The 16447-nt window shown below is 33.1% G+C and carries 17 protein-coding genes and 1 pseudogene; 12 read left to right on the forward strand and 6 right to left on the reverse strand.

Annotated elements, in window-relative coordinates; genetic code table 11:
• Positions 1-43 precede the first annotated feature (43 nt).
• The 4 genes from BUC21_RS16515 (at position 44) to BUC21_RS05830 (ending at position 5762) form a co-directional block, all read left to right on the forward strand.
• Positions 44-4759 carry a DUF6443 domain-containing protein gene (locus BUC21_RS16515; RefSeq protein WP_083547615.1) on the forward strand — a complete coding sequence of 1572 codons (4716 nt, stop codon included), beginning with the start codon at positions 44-46 and terminating at the stop codon, positions 4757-4759.
• A gap of 210 nt (positions 4760-4969) precedes the next feature.
• On the forward strand, positions 4970-5122 hold the full coding sequence (locus tag BUC21_RS16430; protein ID WP_175550485.1) for a hypothetical protein: 153 nt from the start codon (positions 4970-4972) through the stop codon (positions 5120-5122).
• 131 nt (positions 5123-5253) lie between these two features.
• Positions 5254-5472 carry a TreTu family toxin gene (locus BUC21_RS16795; RefSeq protein ID WP_449374831.1) on the forward strand — a complete coding sequence of 73 codons (219 nt, stop codon included), beginning with the start codon at positions 5254-5256 and terminating at the stop codon, positions 5470-5472.
• Positions 5473-5474: 2 nt separating this feature from the next.
• Complete coding sequence (locus tag BUC21_RS05830; RefSeq protein WP_073400174.1) at positions 5475-5762, forward strand: hypothetical protein; 288 nt, start codon at positions 5475-5477, stop codon at positions 5760-5762.
• Positions 5763-6040: 278 nt separating this feature from the next.
• On the opposite strand, the pseudogene BUC21_RS16760 reads toward BUC21_RS05830, so the two are convergent.
• A pseudogene (locus BUC21_RS16760) lies at positions 6041-6142 on the reverse strand (helix-turn-helix domain-containing protein); the annotation flags it as partial.
• A 496-nt stretch (positions 6143-6638) separates the two neighbouring features.
• Between BUC21_RS16760 and BUC21_RS05840 the strand changes: the two are divergent.
• Positions 6639-7094 (forward strand): hypothetical protein, encoded by a 456-nt coding sequence (locus BUC21_RS05840; protein ID WP_073400176.1) that lies wholly within the window; start codon positions 6639-6641, stop codon positions 7092-7094.
• Here BUC21_RS05840 and BUC21_RS16435 read toward each other — a convergent pair.
• Positions 7091-7243 carry a hypothetical protein gene (locus tag BUC21_RS16435; protein ID WP_175550486.1) on the reverse strand — a complete coding sequence of 51 codons (153 nt, stop codon included), beginning with the start codon at positions 7241-7243 and terminating at the stop codon, positions 7091-7093. The two genes, BUC21_RS05840 and BUC21_RS16435, sit on opposite strands and share 4 nt — an antisense overlap.
• Before the next feature lie 297 nt (positions 7244-7540).
• Here BUC21_RS16435 and BUC21_RS05845 point away from each other — a divergent pair, with 297 nt between their 5' ends.
• The 7 genes from BUC21_RS05845 to BUC21_RS05875 all read left to right on the forward strand — a co-directional run bounded on the left by BUC21_RS05845 (position 7541) and on the right by BUC21_RS05875 (position 12818).
• Positions 7541-7954, forward strand: a complete 414-nt coding sequence (locus BUC21_RS05845; protein WP_073400178.1) for a hypothetical protein — start codon at positions 7541-7543, stop codon at positions 7952-7954.
• A gap of 470 nt (positions 7955-8424) precedes the next feature.
• Positions 8425-8961, forward strand: coding sequence for an SEL1-like repeat protein (locus BUC21_RS05850; RefSeq protein ID WP_073400180.1), 537 nt, complete (start codon positions 8425-8427; stop codon positions 8959-8961).
• An 85-nt stretch (positions 8962-9046) separates the two neighbouring features.
• Complete coding sequence (locus BUC21_RS05855; protein ID WP_139261291.1) at positions 9047-9586, forward strand: hypothetical protein; 540 nt, start codon at positions 9047-9049, stop codon at positions 9584-9586.
• Positions 9587-9786: 200 nt separating this feature from the next.
• Complete coding sequence (locus BUC21_RS05860; protein WP_139261293.1) at positions 9787-10368, forward strand: hypothetical protein; 582 nt, start codon at positions 9787-9789, stop codon at positions 10366-10368.
• 189 nt (positions 10369-10557) lie between these two features.
• The gene (locus tag BUC21_RS05865) at positions 10558-11163 is read left to right on the forward strand and encodes a hypothetical protein (RefSeq protein WP_073400186.1); all 606 of its coding nucleotides are present in this window, start codon (positions 10558-10560) and stop codon (positions 11161-11163) included.
• 609 nt (positions 11164-11772) lie between these two features.
• Positions 11773-12162: a DUF2750 domain-containing protein gene (locus BUC21_RS05870; RefSeq protein ID WP_073400188.1), complete on the forward strand. Its 390-nt coding sequence runs from the start codon at positions 11773-11775 to the stop codon at positions 12160-12162.
• A 167-nt stretch (positions 12163-12329) separates the two neighbouring features.
• The gene (locus BUC21_RS05875) at positions 12330-12818 is read left to right on the forward strand and encodes a hypothetical protein (RefSeq protein ID WP_139261294.1); all 489 of its coding nucleotides are present in this window, start codon (positions 12330-12332) and stop codon (positions 12816-12818) included.
• Positions 12819-12973: 155 nt separating this feature from the next.
• Here BUC21_RS05875 and BUC21_RS05880 read toward each other — a convergent pair whose 3' ends face one another.
• The 4 genes from BUC21_RS05880 to BUC21_RS05895 all read right to left on the reverse strand — a co-directional run bounded on the left by BUC21_RS05880 (position 12974) and on the right by BUC21_RS05895 (position 16447).
• Positions 12974-14818 carry a 4-hydroxy-3-methylbut-2-en-1-yl diphosphate synthase gene (locus BUC21_RS05880; protein ID WP_073400192.1) on the reverse strand — a complete coding sequence of 615 codons (1845 nt, stop codon included), beginning with the start codon at positions 14816-14818 and terminating at the stop codon, positions 12974-12976.
• 86 nt (positions 14819-14904) lie between these two features.
• The gene (gene purE, locus BUC21_RS05885; protein ID WP_073400194.1) at positions 14905-15411 is read right to left on the reverse strand and encodes a 5-(carboxyamino)imidazole ribonucleotide mutase; all 507 of its coding nucleotides are present in this window, start codon (positions 15409-15411) and stop codon (positions 14905-14907) included.
• Positions 15412-15419: 8 nt separating this feature from the next.
• Positions 15420-15800 (reverse strand): glycine cleavage system protein GcvH, encoded by a 381-nt coding sequence (gene gcvH, locus BUC21_RS05890; protein ID WP_073400196.1) that lies wholly within the window; start codon positions 15798-15800, stop codon positions 15420-15422.
• Between the two features lie 26 nt (positions 15801-15826).
• Positions 15827-16447 carry a hypothetical protein gene (locus tag BUC21_RS05895; protein WP_073400198.1) on the reverse strand — a complete coding sequence of 207 codons (621 nt, stop codon included), beginning with the start codon at positions 16445-16447 and terminating at the stop codon, positions 15827-15829.

The following is a 16447-nucleotide window of genomic DNA, read 5'->3' on the forward strand; positions in this document are numbered from 1 at the left end:
ACTTTGATACAATTTAATTTATAATATGTGAGATTCCTCTTGCATGATGTGCAATGGAAGTTATTGGCGGATTATCCCCAAAACAAATCATTCGGAAGGATTTTATCAGGGAACAATCGTTTTTAATGGTTTTCAACTGGGTGAGTACTTACTTCGGATCGCTGCCAATGATAAAGTTTATGGAAAAGAATCTCCAAACAATAAGATTAATATTAAGACAATTAATATAATTATGAAAAAAAACGATAACATAATTAATCATAAAAAAGTACAATTAATTATTGTATTATTTTGTTTACTCATTTCGAACAATGCTTTTTCTAAATTAATAAATGTAGGAACAGAGTATCTTGACTTTGAATATAACAATGTAACTTATAATTCTACCCCCGATACATATTCAATTACAATTACTCAAGCTATGAGATTAACTATTAGTGTAGATATGCGATCAAAAGATGCTTCTGAAGCAAGTTTGGAGCTAGATGACGACAATTATGAAATTAATTATGCAGAGCCATACACTCAAAATACAGATTATGGATATTTAGTAACTCTTAAAACTGGGCTGTTACCTCCTGGAACATATACAATATCTTCACCTAATTTAGGCAGTATAGAAGTTTTCTTAATTTCTATAAAAGGAGTAAAACGAAGTCTATTTACAGACTCTATTATTTTGGGAGATTTTGATAAAGATTTTGTAGCTTCTGATACTCAAAATACAATTAATTTTTGGAATGATTATGGCTCGTATGGCAATGATGTTTATTATCAATTCACATTAAGCCGTGCAATGAATATAGATATTTTTCATTGTGATTCGGAGGTTACTAGTACTAACTTGTATTTGCTAGACTCATTAGGAAGGCGTATTGCATTTAATGATAATTATTCTGGTGAAGAGCAGTGCTCTTCTACTACCAATGCTTATTTAAAAATGGGAAAACTTCTCCCGGGTACTTATTCTGTTATTTCTGAAGGAGATTCTGAAGAAGGCAATATTAGCACGACAGTAGTAGGCCGTATTCCTCAAGGAGATACTTTTGATAAATCAATTTCTTTAGGTACTTTTTCGGATACATTTTCTTGTATTGATACCAAAAATACATCAGATTTTGTGAATGACTATGGGCTTGCAACTAATGATGTTTACTATAAGTTTACATTAAACCGTTCTATGGATGTATCGATATCTCACTGTGGATCAGAAGTGACTGACACTTATCTGTATTTATTGGATTCAACAGGAAAACTTATTACATCAAATGATAATTATTCAGGTGATGGGCAATGTTCTTCCGTTACCAATGCCTATTTAAAGGCTACAGATTTGGCTGCAGGAAGTTACTACATTGTTTCAGAAGGCAATACTATGAATGGTAATATAACAACTACTGTGAATGGTACCATACCTCTTGCAGGATTTGAAACCGGACAAAACCAGAATTATATTATAGAAATTACTCCAACGGTTGAATCATCTGATGCCAGAAATCTTACATTAAATCAGTGCATTCAGAAAATTCAGTATTATGATGGACTAGGCCGTCTGTCGCAAACTGTTCAGAGAGGATTTTCTCTTAACAATAATGATCTGGTGATACTGCAAGAATATGATGATTTAGGTAGAGAAAGTAATGTTTGGCTTCCTACTCCTTATTCGGGAAATGGTAGTTATACAGATCCTGATATAATTAAGTCTAAAGCTATTACGGCAACTGTTTATAATGATAGTTTTCCATTTTCAACTCCTGTTTACGAGGCATCCCCTTTAAACAGGGTACTACAGAAATATGGTCCCGGAGTGAACTGGCGCACTGCGGGAGCATCTGTAAAAAGTGCATTTTATACAAATAACAAGGATCTGGATAGTTTGAAATGTGCTTATTATTATGTCACATCAGATAATAAACTTGTAAAATCTGACGACGATTATGATAATGGCCAACTTTATGTAACCCGCAGCATGGATGAAGACGGTCATGAAGTTTTTGAATTTAAAGATAAACAGGGAGAAGTAATTCTTACTCGTCAAAAGAATGGTGGAGAATATTATGATACCTATTATGTTTATGATGATTTTGGAAACAAATGTTTTGTTTTACCTCCTTCAGCAGCTGCTGGCTTAAGTAGTAATACCTATACCGGGGCTGAAGAACTATTGAGAAACTTTGCATACATTTATCAATATGATTCCAGAAACCGATGTATTTATAAGAAATTGCCAGGTACTGATCCTATCTATATGGTTTATGACAAGGCAGATCATCTTATCTTTAGTCAGGACGGTGAACAACGCAGTAAGATGCCAAAAGAATGGACTTTCAGCATTCCCGATGTTTTTAACCGGACAATTTTAACCGGAATTTGTACAGATACCGTTTCTGTCAAAAATATAGTATTAAATGGCTCTTTTGTTAACGAAAGTAATGGCTTTATGAATACCGGCTATCAGTTATCTAACCAGATTAATGCTTACACTCGATTACTCACTGTTAACTATTATGACAACTACAACTATAAAAGCTTATTGACAGATACTATTAAATCCAAACTGGAATATGCAGCTTTGGATGGTTATGCAAAAAAATATGTGAATGCTATTCCTGAAATCTCAGCTAAAGGTTTACTTACCGGCACACGTGTTTTTATGCTTGAAGAGCCAGCCAAAGAGATAATTACTGCAATGTATTATGATAACAGAGGACGGCTTGCCCAAAGCAAAGCAACCAATCATTTGGGGGGAGATGAAAAAGATTATTTTTTGTACACATTCACAGGAAAGATAAAGAAACATCAACATATACATAGTGCATCAGGTAAAGCAACCATTACTGAAGTATATGAGAACTTTTATGATAATGCGGAGAAGTTGACAAAAACAACTCACTCTCTCAACGGTTTAGCTCCAGTTACTCTAGCAGAGAATACTTATGATAATATTGGAAGGTTGAGTTCAAAGAGCCAGCATGTGGCAGCAGGAGCAACTAATTCGGTAGAAACAACCAGTTATACATATAATATAAAGAGCTGGCTAAAAAGCATAAATACAGCAAAGAGTCGCTTTAGTGAAACCTTATATTATGATGAATCATATAATGGCAGTCTTAAATACTATAATGGGAATATCAGTGCAATGAATTGGAAAGTGCAGAATGAGAATTATCAGCGGAGTTACAGTTTTCATTATGACGATTTGAGTCGTATCACAAAAGCTTATTATCAAGATGATGAGAGTAATTCTCAGAGGAATTATTCCACCTTTTATGAATATGACAATATGGGCAATATAAAAAATCTGAAAAGAAATGGCCTTGCAAATAATAATCCTTACAGCTGGAAACTTATAGATAATTTGACGCTGAATTACAATGGAAATCAGTTGAGTAGTGTAACAGATGCACCAGAATATGAGCCCTCATACTTCGGTGCATTTAACTTTGTGAAAGCAAATGCAGGAACTCCTGAATATACTTACGATACCAATGGAAATTTAACAAGAGATTCTCACAAGAAAATAGCAAAAATTCAATACAATATATTAAATTTGCCAAGTAAGTTACAATTTACTCAAGGCCATACTACGGAGTATCTTTATGATGCTGCCGGAGTGAAACGAAGAGTAAAGCAGATAACTGCAGTACCGGATATGTTTGTATCTATGGGAACAATTCGTCCAGTGTCGAATGATTCTATAAAGGAAATTACCCAGACGGATTATTGCGAGAATGTGATCTATGAAAACGGAGCTCTCAGTAAAATTTTTGTAGATGGCGGGTATATAACAATGAGTGGTACAACGCCTACTTATCATTATTATATTCAGGATCATCAGGGGAATAATCGTGTGGTATTCAATCAGAACGGAACGACTGAACAAACCAATCATTACTATCCGTCTGGAATGACCTTTGGTGAATGTATTGATAATTCTGATAACAGATACAAGTACAATGGTAAGGAACTTGATCGGATGCATGGATTAGATTTATATGATTATGGGGCACGGCATTATGATGCTGCTATTGGGAGATGGGGAGTTGTGGATCAGCTAGCGGAGAAGAAGCCTTGGCTGTCTCCTTATGTGTATTGTCGTGATAATCCGCTGAATATAATTGATCCAGATGGAAGAGATGAGTATCTTTTAATTTGGGCAACAGCAAATGGAGAATTTGGTCATTCGGCTTTAGCTGTAGCCAATTATAATGATAAACACGAACCTACTGGTACATATACTTTTTATGAACTAGGTCCAGGCAAAGGTGCTTCATTGGGGTTGTCACATTTTAATCAGAACGTAAATGCCCATTATTCAACTGATAATCCTAATAACCAGAATGTTCGTTTATCGGAATTGATGACTAATGTAAAAGACAAAACATCTTTGTCTGTTTATGAGAATAGATCTGCTGATGGTATAGTTCAAATTAAAACCAATTATAGACAAGATTATTATGCAAAAAATGCTTTGGAGAACTGGCAAAATAAAAATCCTTCTTATAATGGTGTGACAAATAATTGCACGGTATATGCAGTTGTTGGAGTATCTGCCGCATCTGGGAAAGTTATTGATACGAGAGAAGTTATCAAAACAGATGGACATGAAGTTAAAACATACACGCCTAATTACCTTTATAATGGGGTTAGTAAAATGCCGAATACTAAAGTGATAAAAAATCCAGGTAATACTGTAAATAATAGTTTTCTTCAAGGGAGAGCGGGAGTTTTTGAGAAATTTATTACAAAATATTGGTAATTAAGAAATATGAAAAAAAACTATATATTGATCTTCGTTATTATTGTTTGTATTTATGGTTGTTCTCGCGCGAAAATAAAGCAGATAAACTTTTATGTACACAACGATACTTGCTTTCAAAAATTAGACACAATAACAATTATTGATATTGAAAAGATTAATAAAATTCAAACATTATTTAATTGTAAGAAGCAAGAACCTTTAAAATTTATGATTACATATAATGTTGATTTTATTTATCAGAATGGAAAGAAAGAACGCTATTCTGGCCAGGGACAATGGATTAGAACCGATAATAAAACATATATCCTTACATCGGACAGCTTAATAAATAGTATCTTGGAAAGTAAAACGTCGAAATAGTTCTGTCTTTAGAAAACTGGAGTAGAATTGATCCTGGTGGAATGTTAGTTGATGACCATTTTGACTCAACAGGAATATATTGGAGGGGGGGGGAGACAGATAAGTAATTATGATAAAAAGAATTCTTATTTATATCCTTTGCTTACTTTGTTACAACAGGAGGAGCAGATGCTTTTACTGCTGCAGCTAAAGGTTCTGTTTATGCAGAATTTCAAGTTCCGACAAGTAGTCTTTTGCAAGGAGGGCAAGTAAATTGGTTCAAGGTAATTGTTCCAAATGCAGATAGAGCAATGCAAAATGCCTTACTGAAACAAGTTAAAAATCTTTCACCTATTCTACAAATTAAGTAATTATGAGAAAAGTAAGAGATTTGAATTGGTTTAAGAACGAGATGGCACCTAATTTAAAAGAGTATGAGCTGGTGTATAATTTTTTTAAGAAAGGGGATTTTGGCTCTTTAAATCAGGTTGAGTTTAATTCTAAGAAAATCGGTGGCAATATTGATTTTTGGAGATTAGGTTGGTTAGGTATTTTTGTGTGGAATTATGAAACAGAAGAAGAAGTATTAAATATTCTTTTAGAACCACATCAAGAAGCAGAGAAGGAAAAAGCCTTTGATAAATTAAAAGAATTATTATAGTGATAAAGCCCCGATTTTTGAAGTGACCCAAAAAGTTGGACGGGTTAAACATTATCCAGTTATTGAAAGAGTTCGGTATTGTACTGGACTCTTTCCTTTTAACCGGAACTTTTTCATTACAACGCTTTAAGCTTTACATTTTTAATAAGGGCATCCAGCGTATAAAGGATGTGGTTACGGTCTTCCTCGTTCATGCTTTCAATCTCGTTAAAACGTTTGAGCATCTCCGAGTTTTTGAAGACGTTTTCCTGCTCCGTCTCCCCCAACAGATACCCGACCGTTGTGTCAAGCAGTTTTGCAATCTTTTTAGTCACGTCGATAGGTGGGGTCATCTCGTCCCGCTCGTACCTTCCAATAACAGAAGTAGAAGTGTTTAGCATTTTAGCCAGTTCCCCTTATGATATTTTTTTTGCTTTCTAAGGACGGTTATCTTATTGCCGAAAGTATCCATGATTTAACTCTTAAAAGAGCTATAAAGCCCTGTTTTTTTTACGAATATCGCCAAATGTACAAACCTTATGCGAGCTAAAAAAGTTTGATGAAGTTTTGCCATTAAACTTTTATTCGGTATTTTTGACTCGAATGAGAGCTAAAATAAATTTTAACCATTTTTCTATGACAAAACAAGTATTACCAACAATCTTGCGAGAAAGTCAGCAGAACATTTAGCCTCAAAGGCAATTAATATACAATCGCTGATGAAAGGCTTGTCCCGAACAGATGCTAGAGCTGTAGAATAGGCATTAATAGAAATTCATGGATTAGGTAAAATCGGTGGAACATTGTTCAATAAGATAAATAGTATTTCATCTACCAATCCAGCGTATAGAGAACAACTGCAAAGAGGTATAAACTTTTAAAATCAATTGGGTATTAATGGCAAGGATTAAAGAAGGTGATATTTTTGAAATCAATACGCCTAAGGGAAAAGCATATCTACATTACATCTATAAGGATAAAACAACAGGCGATTTAATAAGGATTCTGCCCGGATTATATTCTGAAAGGCCAGCCAACTTTGATAAGTTGGCTGGCTCTAAAGAACGATATATGGTATATTTTCCTCTATCAGCAGCCAACAAACAGAATATTATACAACATGTTGGCCATTATCCTGTTGATAGTTTTAAAAAGCCCAAATACATGAGAACAGAACATATCGTAAGGGGGGAATTTTTGGGCTGGCATATCATTGATACAGAGACATGGCAAAGACAACTGGTAAAAACTCTTACACCAGAACAAAAACAACTATCTCCCTGGGGAATTTGGAATGATACCCTTTTGATTGAAAATCTGGTTGATGATTGGGAATTAGAAAAATGGTGTTAGTTGTTTAGTTCTAACAGGTAATCCTGAATAACCTTTGGCAAGGCTTTGATAGAGAACAAGCTATTAACTTCATTTTCGTTCAGTTTCTTTTTGTCAATACGGTTCAAACTCATCTCAGCATGGTATTCTCCTAATACATTATCAAGCAAAATGAAAGTTGCGGCAGTCCATTCTGGAAACTCAAAAAAACCTCTAATATTTAACTCTAAACCAATCTGCCCATTATCCTTTGCATATCGGAAAAAGACATCACCAAAATTAATAACAGGCTCTTGGTAATGTATTTGCGTAATGTTTGTATGTGGTTGTCGAAAACGTACAATCTTCGATTTTTAAAATGTAGGAGCTTGCTTAACTAAATCGATTACAATTTTTTATCAAATAGAGCAAATATGATGATCAAATTACTTAAATTTACATCCTAATTATTTACAAGAAATTAAGCCATGATAGAAGGAGAAAAATACACAGAAGATGTAAAGACGTATTTCAACTACCTTATTACAGAGTTCGGATTTAGAATGTCAAACGAAAAAATAAGGTGTAATGCTTTCTATGATTTACAATATTCCGATGGAAATCGTATTGTATCTGTATCATACGAAAACATTGAAGACTATTTGCAAGTAATTGTTTATATGCTTCAAAATGGGAAATTACCTGATTATGATGACAAGACTAAGACATTACACTTGAATAGACTTAATGCCCAAGTGATGTCAATCATTGATAGGAATGAAATTGGCTTAAACAATGAGTTTATTGTAAAATTCAATCCAAAATTAGAAATAGAAAAACAGTGGCTGAAATCAGCAAAAGAATTGCGTTTATGCTTAAAGCATTTTAAAGAAATACAGTAATATTAAATTAAAAAACCACCTAAGTGATTTGTAAGTATAAAGAAGGATTTTAAAAAAGGTTAGCAAACAGAACTGCAAAAGTTGATAATATGAGATTATGGATTGTATCAGATAGTTTCAATATAGTAACAGTTAAAGATTATCAATACGCCTATCCTTTTATGCCTTTACCTTTAGGTGCCTATAATGCAAAAAAAATTAAAATAAAACGCAATAAATAGAGTAAACTTCGTTCATTAAAAAAGATCGAGATAATTAAAATAAAATCCAGAATAATGGTTGCATTGCTCTTTTTGGTTACGGAAGTCTAAAAGTATTGAAGATAATAGAGGGGTTGCACAAAATTAGCAGACCACATCACTTGATGCAAAAAAATTATTAAAGAAGTTTTAAGTACTAGTAAAATCTGAAATACCAGAGAAGAATAGAGCATTTGACTATCGTTTTATTCATTTGTAATACGACAAATCATGACAAAAAGATTTTCCACAATAATACTTGTTAATATAATACTACTTATAGTTTTTATAGTATATTATTCTAAACGAAGCAAAGAACTGGACAACTTGGCTTTATATCAAAAAAAAATAGAACAAACGGATTCATTAAAGTGGCTAACATTTAGAAAGAAAGATACTATTGCATACAATAAACTACGTTCAATTTATTTAGATAAACCTAATGAAGGTGAATTTTTATTTTATTCAATTGTTTTGGCAAATAGATCACATTATCCACAAGCTTATTTTGATGTTTATCACGAGTTACGCTTCATAGAAAAAATGGAAAAGAATAAAATCTATAGTAGTAAAGAAACAAAGATGTTGATGATTGATTACTTAGTAAAAGGCGCTAAACTTGGTCATAGACAATCAATATACGAGCTTGGGAAATTATATATTGAAGGGAAAGACTTACCACAAGATATTACATTAGGAAAGAAGCTTATGTTTAGCTCCGGATTAGCTATTGAAAAAGATTCTGATAAAGAAATCAATCTTGAATAAAAATTTCTAAGAGCACACATTAATTAAAATCTTAGCAATTGAAACCGATTTAGAGATTAGCCTTATAAAATATTTAAATAAAAAAATGAAAAAGATAATTATAACAGTACTAATTTGTATAATGACCATAACCTCAATTTGGCTTTATTTTCATCATAAATATTGCAAATATGACTGGAATGAAGTACATTCATTAAACTATACTCGCCCTATTAACGAGTTAAAAGGACTTGTTACTGAAAAGAATGATAAAGAAGCATATGGAGAACTCCAGACAGCATATTTAAATGAGTTATATTATCCTGGAGAGTATGTCTTTTACTCTTTATTAATGGCTAACAAATGCCATACACAAAGGGCATATTATCGTGTCTTTTATGAATTGAGAAATGCTGAAATTCTTTTAGGAGAAGATTTTTATGACAAAGAGACAAGAACATTTATGCTTGATTATTTAAAAAAAGGAGCTACTCTAGGTGATAGACTGTGCATCAAAGAGCTTGGAGAATTATATATAGAGGGCAAGTATGTTCCTAAAGATACTAAACTAGGCAAGAAACTTATGGGTAGTATTGGATTTAAAAGTCAGAACAAATCAATCCTTTTGCATGAAAATCAGAAGTAAAAGAAATATGTGATTTTCATGCATTGGAAATAAATGGATGCTGACTTACCATAGCGATGAATGGTATTGATAAACTTTAATTGATATAATCCCTTTGTAAGACTTGTAAATTTGCATTGCCAATCTCCATAAGAAAGCACTAAATGTATAAACTAACCAATATAAGTATTATAATGAAGGAGGAGTATATAAAAAAGAAGATGCTGATAGATAAGCTCAAACTTTTCATATTTATAATAAGTCTCATCTTTGTGATAGCAAGTTGCAGCAAGCCATCATCTGGATTTGTATTGCAGAATTTTGAAGTTTCAAACCATAAATTGGATTCTTTAATAAATATACTAACATGTGAATATAAAAAAAAATACAAGGAAGAAGAAAGAAAGATTATTGTGCTTGAATTTTTAGTTAATGACTCTATCCCTGAATTTTGGTTCTCGTTCCATGAAAAAAATGAGTTAAGAGATTATTATATTTTTAATCAAAATAGAAGAGTAATTGGCTATTTATCTAAAAACAACTTTCAAAGACTGTTGTTATCAAGAATAAATTCTAAAATTGAATTTGAGGAAGCTTTTAGTGCGTTCATTTATCCAACTGAAAAAAAACAAAGGTTTGATTATCTTTATTTTCCGGATAATCAATATAAATTATATGAAGAAATGGATATTGATGGTAAACGTGTTAAAGTTAGTTGTTGGCCGGAAACAACTGGTTGCCATAGGTATGGATATTATCAATTTATATATAAGAACAATAGATTTATTAATGCTAGAACATAAATCTTGCAGATATGATAAACAAAAATCCTCTTAAAGGTCAGATGAATATCTTTCAGCCGACTTTAATTAATAACTAAAGACACAACAGAAACTTTACATGCTATCAGTTAAAATAGATTAGAATATGAAAAAAGAACTTCTAATTATTCACTCTCAGGTTCATTAAAAAGTCATTTAAGTATTCAAGAAATGAATAAATATTTTTTTTTAATCATACTGGTCTTTTCAATATCTCAAAATAGCTTGGGAAAGAAAGGCTTTAAGAATCGAATTAATAATAAGAAAAAAGAATTAGTAATATTAGAAAAAGCTCTAAATCTTATTCTAAGTGAAAATAAGGACTATATTTACCAACATAAAAAGCTGATAGATGAGAAATGTCCTTTACTTATAAACGTTAATGAAGTAGAAGAATTTCAAGAGTTTAAATGTTTTTCTGCATATTTTTTAGATACAGGAATATCGGACTCAATTTTGCCTTCCTATATAGTAAAGAAGAAGGGGGTGTATTGCGCAATATATAAAAGAAATGGTGGCAACATGCTAAAAAAAGAAATTCCAAGAATTCTATTTAAGGAGTGTGAAGATAGTCAGCGTAACGAGAATTCTTGGATAGTTTTGATTTGTAAAAGCACCTTCAAATATGTAGTGGTAAATATTGGACAAATACCTTATAAAGCCATAAAACAATTTCAGAACTTCTCATGTAATCATGGAAATAATAAGTCAACTCAATATAAGATTGAAAAGGGAGTTGTTGACCATTTTATGATGGATAGTATAATGAGAAAGTAATAAATCAGATTTGGAGATAGCCAATAATCTTTTTAATTATCAATAAGAATAAAAATGATATTAGGGATAAGAAATAAACAAGATCAATAATAGTGTATGAAATGGGCAATTAAAATAATGAAAGTGAGCTTCTTGACGTTTTTGGCTGGAATAGTTTCTTATGGATTACTATTTATATTTTTAAAAGCATCTTTATCGGATCTATTAGGGTTGCTACCTTTTATACTATTTATTATATTAAATATAGTCTGTTCAAACATTCTCTTAGTCTTTCTTTTATATTTTACTGCACATTTTTTTCGGAATGATATAAAAAACAACTTGTTCCTATTTAAATATTTATTACTAGAAATTTTCCTTTTCTATATATTGCATTTTCTAGTCATATATATTACAGATAGTTTGTGGCTTCGGTTACTTATCCCATTTGCTGTTTTGTATGTTTTATGGTTAATTTTAATATTAATAATAAGTTTTCGTCATAAAGCAGGTTGATCTCAATTAAATAAAAGATAGCAATTTTACGGCTTATTTGTATTATTACTATATTTAGAATCATCAGGAAAATAACCGTTATAATAAAAAAAACAGAGAAAACCCCAATTAATAATGAAGATAACAAATAAAGAGATTGAAGCTGTATCTCAACTGGAAGCTTTCCAACGCTATGAATATTTTATAAAACGAGTTGCAGACTCTGAAAAAATGTACACTCTTGTTGATGAAAATGGAACTTTTGCAATAGCAGATATTGAAAATAGTGCTGTTTTATCAGTTTGGTCTGCTTCTGAGTTTGCAGAGGAGAATGTAGTTGATGAATGGAGAAGTTTTTCTGTTAAAGAGATAACTCTTGAAGAATTTGAAGAGGAGATAATCGACATGATTGAAAAAAACAATTGGGTAATGAATGTTTTCTCGATTAAAGGTAAATCTGGATTTATAGTCGATATTAATGAATTTGCGAAAGATCTTAGTATTGAAATGCAAAAATATCATTAATTCATGCCATCTTGTTGTTTATTTTGGGAGAAGGAGATCGATAGATTCACCGACAAATATGTATATCAATACTAAAAAACTTATTAAATCTAGTATTAAAAATTGATCAGAAATAACCAAAGAGTCAACAAGCCTTAGATTTCTATTAAAAGTAATTATATTGAATTATGAGAACAATACTTTTTATATTTGCAATCATACTTTGCTTAGGAGGATGTAACCGTCCTATGAATAGTAATTATGTTGTAAAAAAAGATAGTATAATTTTAAGTAATGCATTATCGAGAAAACTAGATATTTTGATAAATTTTAATAGTGACAAGACCCCTCACAAACTATTTGTAATACGTTTTGCCAATGTAGAGAACAAATCTTATGTAATTATGTATAAAACATATTTTTATCGAAAAGAATTTGTTGATGGATATTTTTTTAGAAACAAAAATCTTGTTGTTTTTTACAATATAAAAAAACTTAGAATGTTGAATGTTTTAAACAGTCACAAGTTGACTATATTTAAAGATTCTATTTCACACTATTTAGATATATCTAGCTGCAACATGCAATTTGAAGTATATCCAATAAAGTTTCAGATAATATCACCAGACAGCTTAAAGCAAATTAATGAAAGGGATTCTTTATTTAGAAAATTATAAATATTTTTTAATCAATAACCCTGTTTTGAGAAATTCAAAACAGGGTTATTGATATTCAGACACTAAATGAATTTGATACTTTATTGTATAAACAGTACTTAAAAAAAAAGTAATGTAAACTACAAATGTACTACTTAACAGTAATTCTTTAAAGATTACTCCTTCTCAATATAATCCCCATTAGCCTTAATAAGCTCAATAAGCTTTTCTACAGCTTCTTCTTCAGGGATATTTTTTTCAATACATTCTTTCTTTTTATACAGGCTTATTCTGCCACGACCGGCACCAACATAACCATAATCGGCATCGGCCATTTCTCCCGGACCGTTAACTATGCAGCCCATAATACCAATTTTTAAACCGGTAAGGTGACTGGTTGCTGCTTTTACACAGGCTATGGTAGATTGCAGATCAAAAAGTGTTCGTCCGCATCCCGGACATGATATATATTCGGTTTTACTTGTGCGAATACGTCCGGCTTGCAAAATTCCGAATGCAATGCCATCGACTACTGAATGACTTAGCTCTCCTTGATTGAATATAAAAATACCATCGCAAAAGCCATCAAAGACAAGAGCTCCCATATCGGCAGCAGACTTTATCTGCAAGTCTTCTGAATCGTTTTCGGTATAGTATTGGAAGAATACAACCGGATGTTCGCAGCCTGCCGACATTAACTGATGTACCAATGCACGATGCTCGCCTAACTTGTTCTGATGGTTGCTCTGAGAAATGATAACAACGTTTTTCATTTCTTTCAATTCTTCCGCCAGCTCTTCTGTTAATGCCATAAATGGCAGGAAAAGGAAGTTTAGCTCTGCTTCCGAATTTCGGAGTGCATCAATGCTGTTAAAATTAAATGCCGGATAGGTATTTTCTTCTCCTTTCCACACATCGCCATCCAATATATAACCAACTTCCGAGATACATTTAGCCGGAAGTTCACGGCCTGCATAAATATAATCGGGGGTAAATAAAGGATTATAGTCTGTTTTGCCATCAAAACGCTCGGCAATTACCACAGGAAGATTATCTCCACCAATGTTCTTAACAGCAAAGGTTTTTCGTCTTGATGGAGAAAGATAATCAAATTCCGGAGCGGCAATGCCCGGTATATACTGATGGTCAGCTCTTGCTGTAACATAATCAACTAGTTTACGGGCTACCGGTATTTCGTATTCGGGATCTTCACTAAGAGATACACGAATAGTATCGCCAATTCCATCTGAAAGAAGTGCACCAATTCCCAAAGCAGATTTTATTCTTCCGTCTTCACCATCGCCGGCTTCGGTTACTCCAAGGTGTAGTGGGAAGTTCATTCCTTCTTTCTCCATGGTAGCAACTAAAAGACGGACTGTTCTTACCATTACCACCGTATTGGATGCTTTTATGGAGATTACAACTGAAGCAAAATTCTCTTCTACACAAATACGGAGAAATTCCATACACGATTCAACTATACCTTCGGGAGTATCACCGTAGCGACTCATAATACGGTCTGATAAAGATCCGTGATTAACGCCTATGCGGATTGCAGTATAGTTTTCCTTGCAGATATTCAGGAAAGGGACAAAACGATCGCGTATTTTTTGTAATTCCAAAGCATATTCCTCGTCAGTGTACTCCAGTTTCTTAAAAGTACGTGCGGCATCCACATAATTACCCGGATTAATCCTTACCTTCTCGGCATATTGTGCTGCCACATCGGCCACTTTAGGATTGAAATGAACATCGGCTACCAAAGGAACCATATATCCTGCTTGCCTTAAAGCGATATTTATATTCATCAGGTTCTCAGCCTCCTTTATACCTTGAGTGGTAAGGCGGACATACTCACCTCCGGCATCGACAATTCTCTTTGCCTGAGCCACACATGCTTCCGTGTCTTGTGTGGAAGTATTTGTCATTGACTGTATGCGGATAGAATTTTTATCTCCAAGAGGAGTACCTCCAATATTTACGGCTGACGATTCACGACGGGAATAATTAAAATAATCCATCTTTAGTCTGGTTAGGGGTTAATAGCCAACATGCCAACAGAAACCACTAAAATGGTTTCTGTTGGCATGCCGGTTTACAAATTCAATTAATTAGTTTTAAACTGATACTTAACTTCCTTCAGCTCTTCATTGGCTTTTACAATTTTCTTCTTTAAGCCTTCTTTATAAGCTGCAAGTTTCAATTCAAGTTCCTTATCAGAAAGAGCGATCATCTGAACGGCTAGAATTGCTGCGTTAAGAGCACCGTTAATACCCACAGTTGCAACAGGAATTCCCGGAGGCATCTGAACAATAGCCAACAAGGCATCCATTCCCTCCAATGTAGACTTTATGGGAACACCAATCACAGGTATAGTTGTAGACGCTGCAATAACACCCGGAAGATGGGCTGCCATACCTGCGGCTGCAATAATAACCTTAATTCCACGCTCTTTTGCGTTCTTTGAAAATTCTTCTACGGCTTCGGGAGTACGGTGTGCAGATAGAGCGTTTATTTCGAAAGGCACTTCCATATCATTCAGGAAAGCTGCTGCTTTGTCCATAACCGGCAGATCTGAGGTACTGCCCATAATAATACTTACTACTGGAGTCATAATTTTATTTATTCATTAATTAAGTTACGATATGCTGACGCATCAAGCAATGAGTCGAACTCAGACAGATCTGATGGTTTTATTTTAATAATCCATCCTTTATCATAAGGTTCAGAGTTTACTAATTCAGGATTATCTTCCAAAGATCCGTTCATTTCAACAATTTCACCGGAAACAGGAAGGAATAAATCTGAAATGGTTTTCACTACTTCGATTGTTCCAAATACTTCTCCTTGAGCCAGGGTATCACCTACACTTGGTATATCAACAAAAACAATATCACCCAATTGTTCTTGTGCATAGTCTGTTATACCTACATAAGCAAATTCTCCATCTAAACGAATCCATTCGTGTTCGTTTGTGTACTTCAATTGTTCAGGAAAGTTCATAAGCGATGTTTTTTATAGTTATATAATTAAAGATATAAGATTCCTAATATAGCACAGACAGCTCCTACCGCAAAACCTGTCAAGACCTCAGGCAGAGTGTGATGCCTCAATATAATGCGAGCCGACCCTAATACTCCTGCCAATAATATAAACAGGCTTAACCAAACGGTAGGGTTATAATTAAACAGAAAACTAAATGCTATTAATCCTCCAATAACGCCTCCTATAGCAGTCATGTGTTCACTGATCTTCCATTTTATATTCACAACAATACAAATAACCATAGCCATCAGTGTTGCAAGTATAATTCCTGTCATATATCTGGGCAGACCTATTCTTACCATCATTACCAGACAAGAGACATAACAGATAATGGTTAACAGATAAGGAACAAAACGCTTTTTCCTGTCTCTGAATGCACCAAATCCCCACCCGTTGATTTTCCTGAAAAAGAAAATGGCTATCATTGGCAACAGAATAGTAAAAGCGTATACAATTCCCAATACAATTAGCCTGTAGGTTAAAGGAAGCATGCTCAGATAAGAGCAGAAAAATAAAACAAGGAACGCTAAAAATGGTACAACAAAAGGATTAAATATAGCTGATATAATTTTTGCTACTTTTATAACTTTATCATTATCTCTCAT

Origin of the sequence: Bacteroides luti, from assembly GCF_900128905.1 — a bacterium.
Lineage (GTDB): Bacteria > Bacteroidota > Bacteroidia > Bacteroidales > Bacteroidaceae > Bacteroides > Bacteroides luti.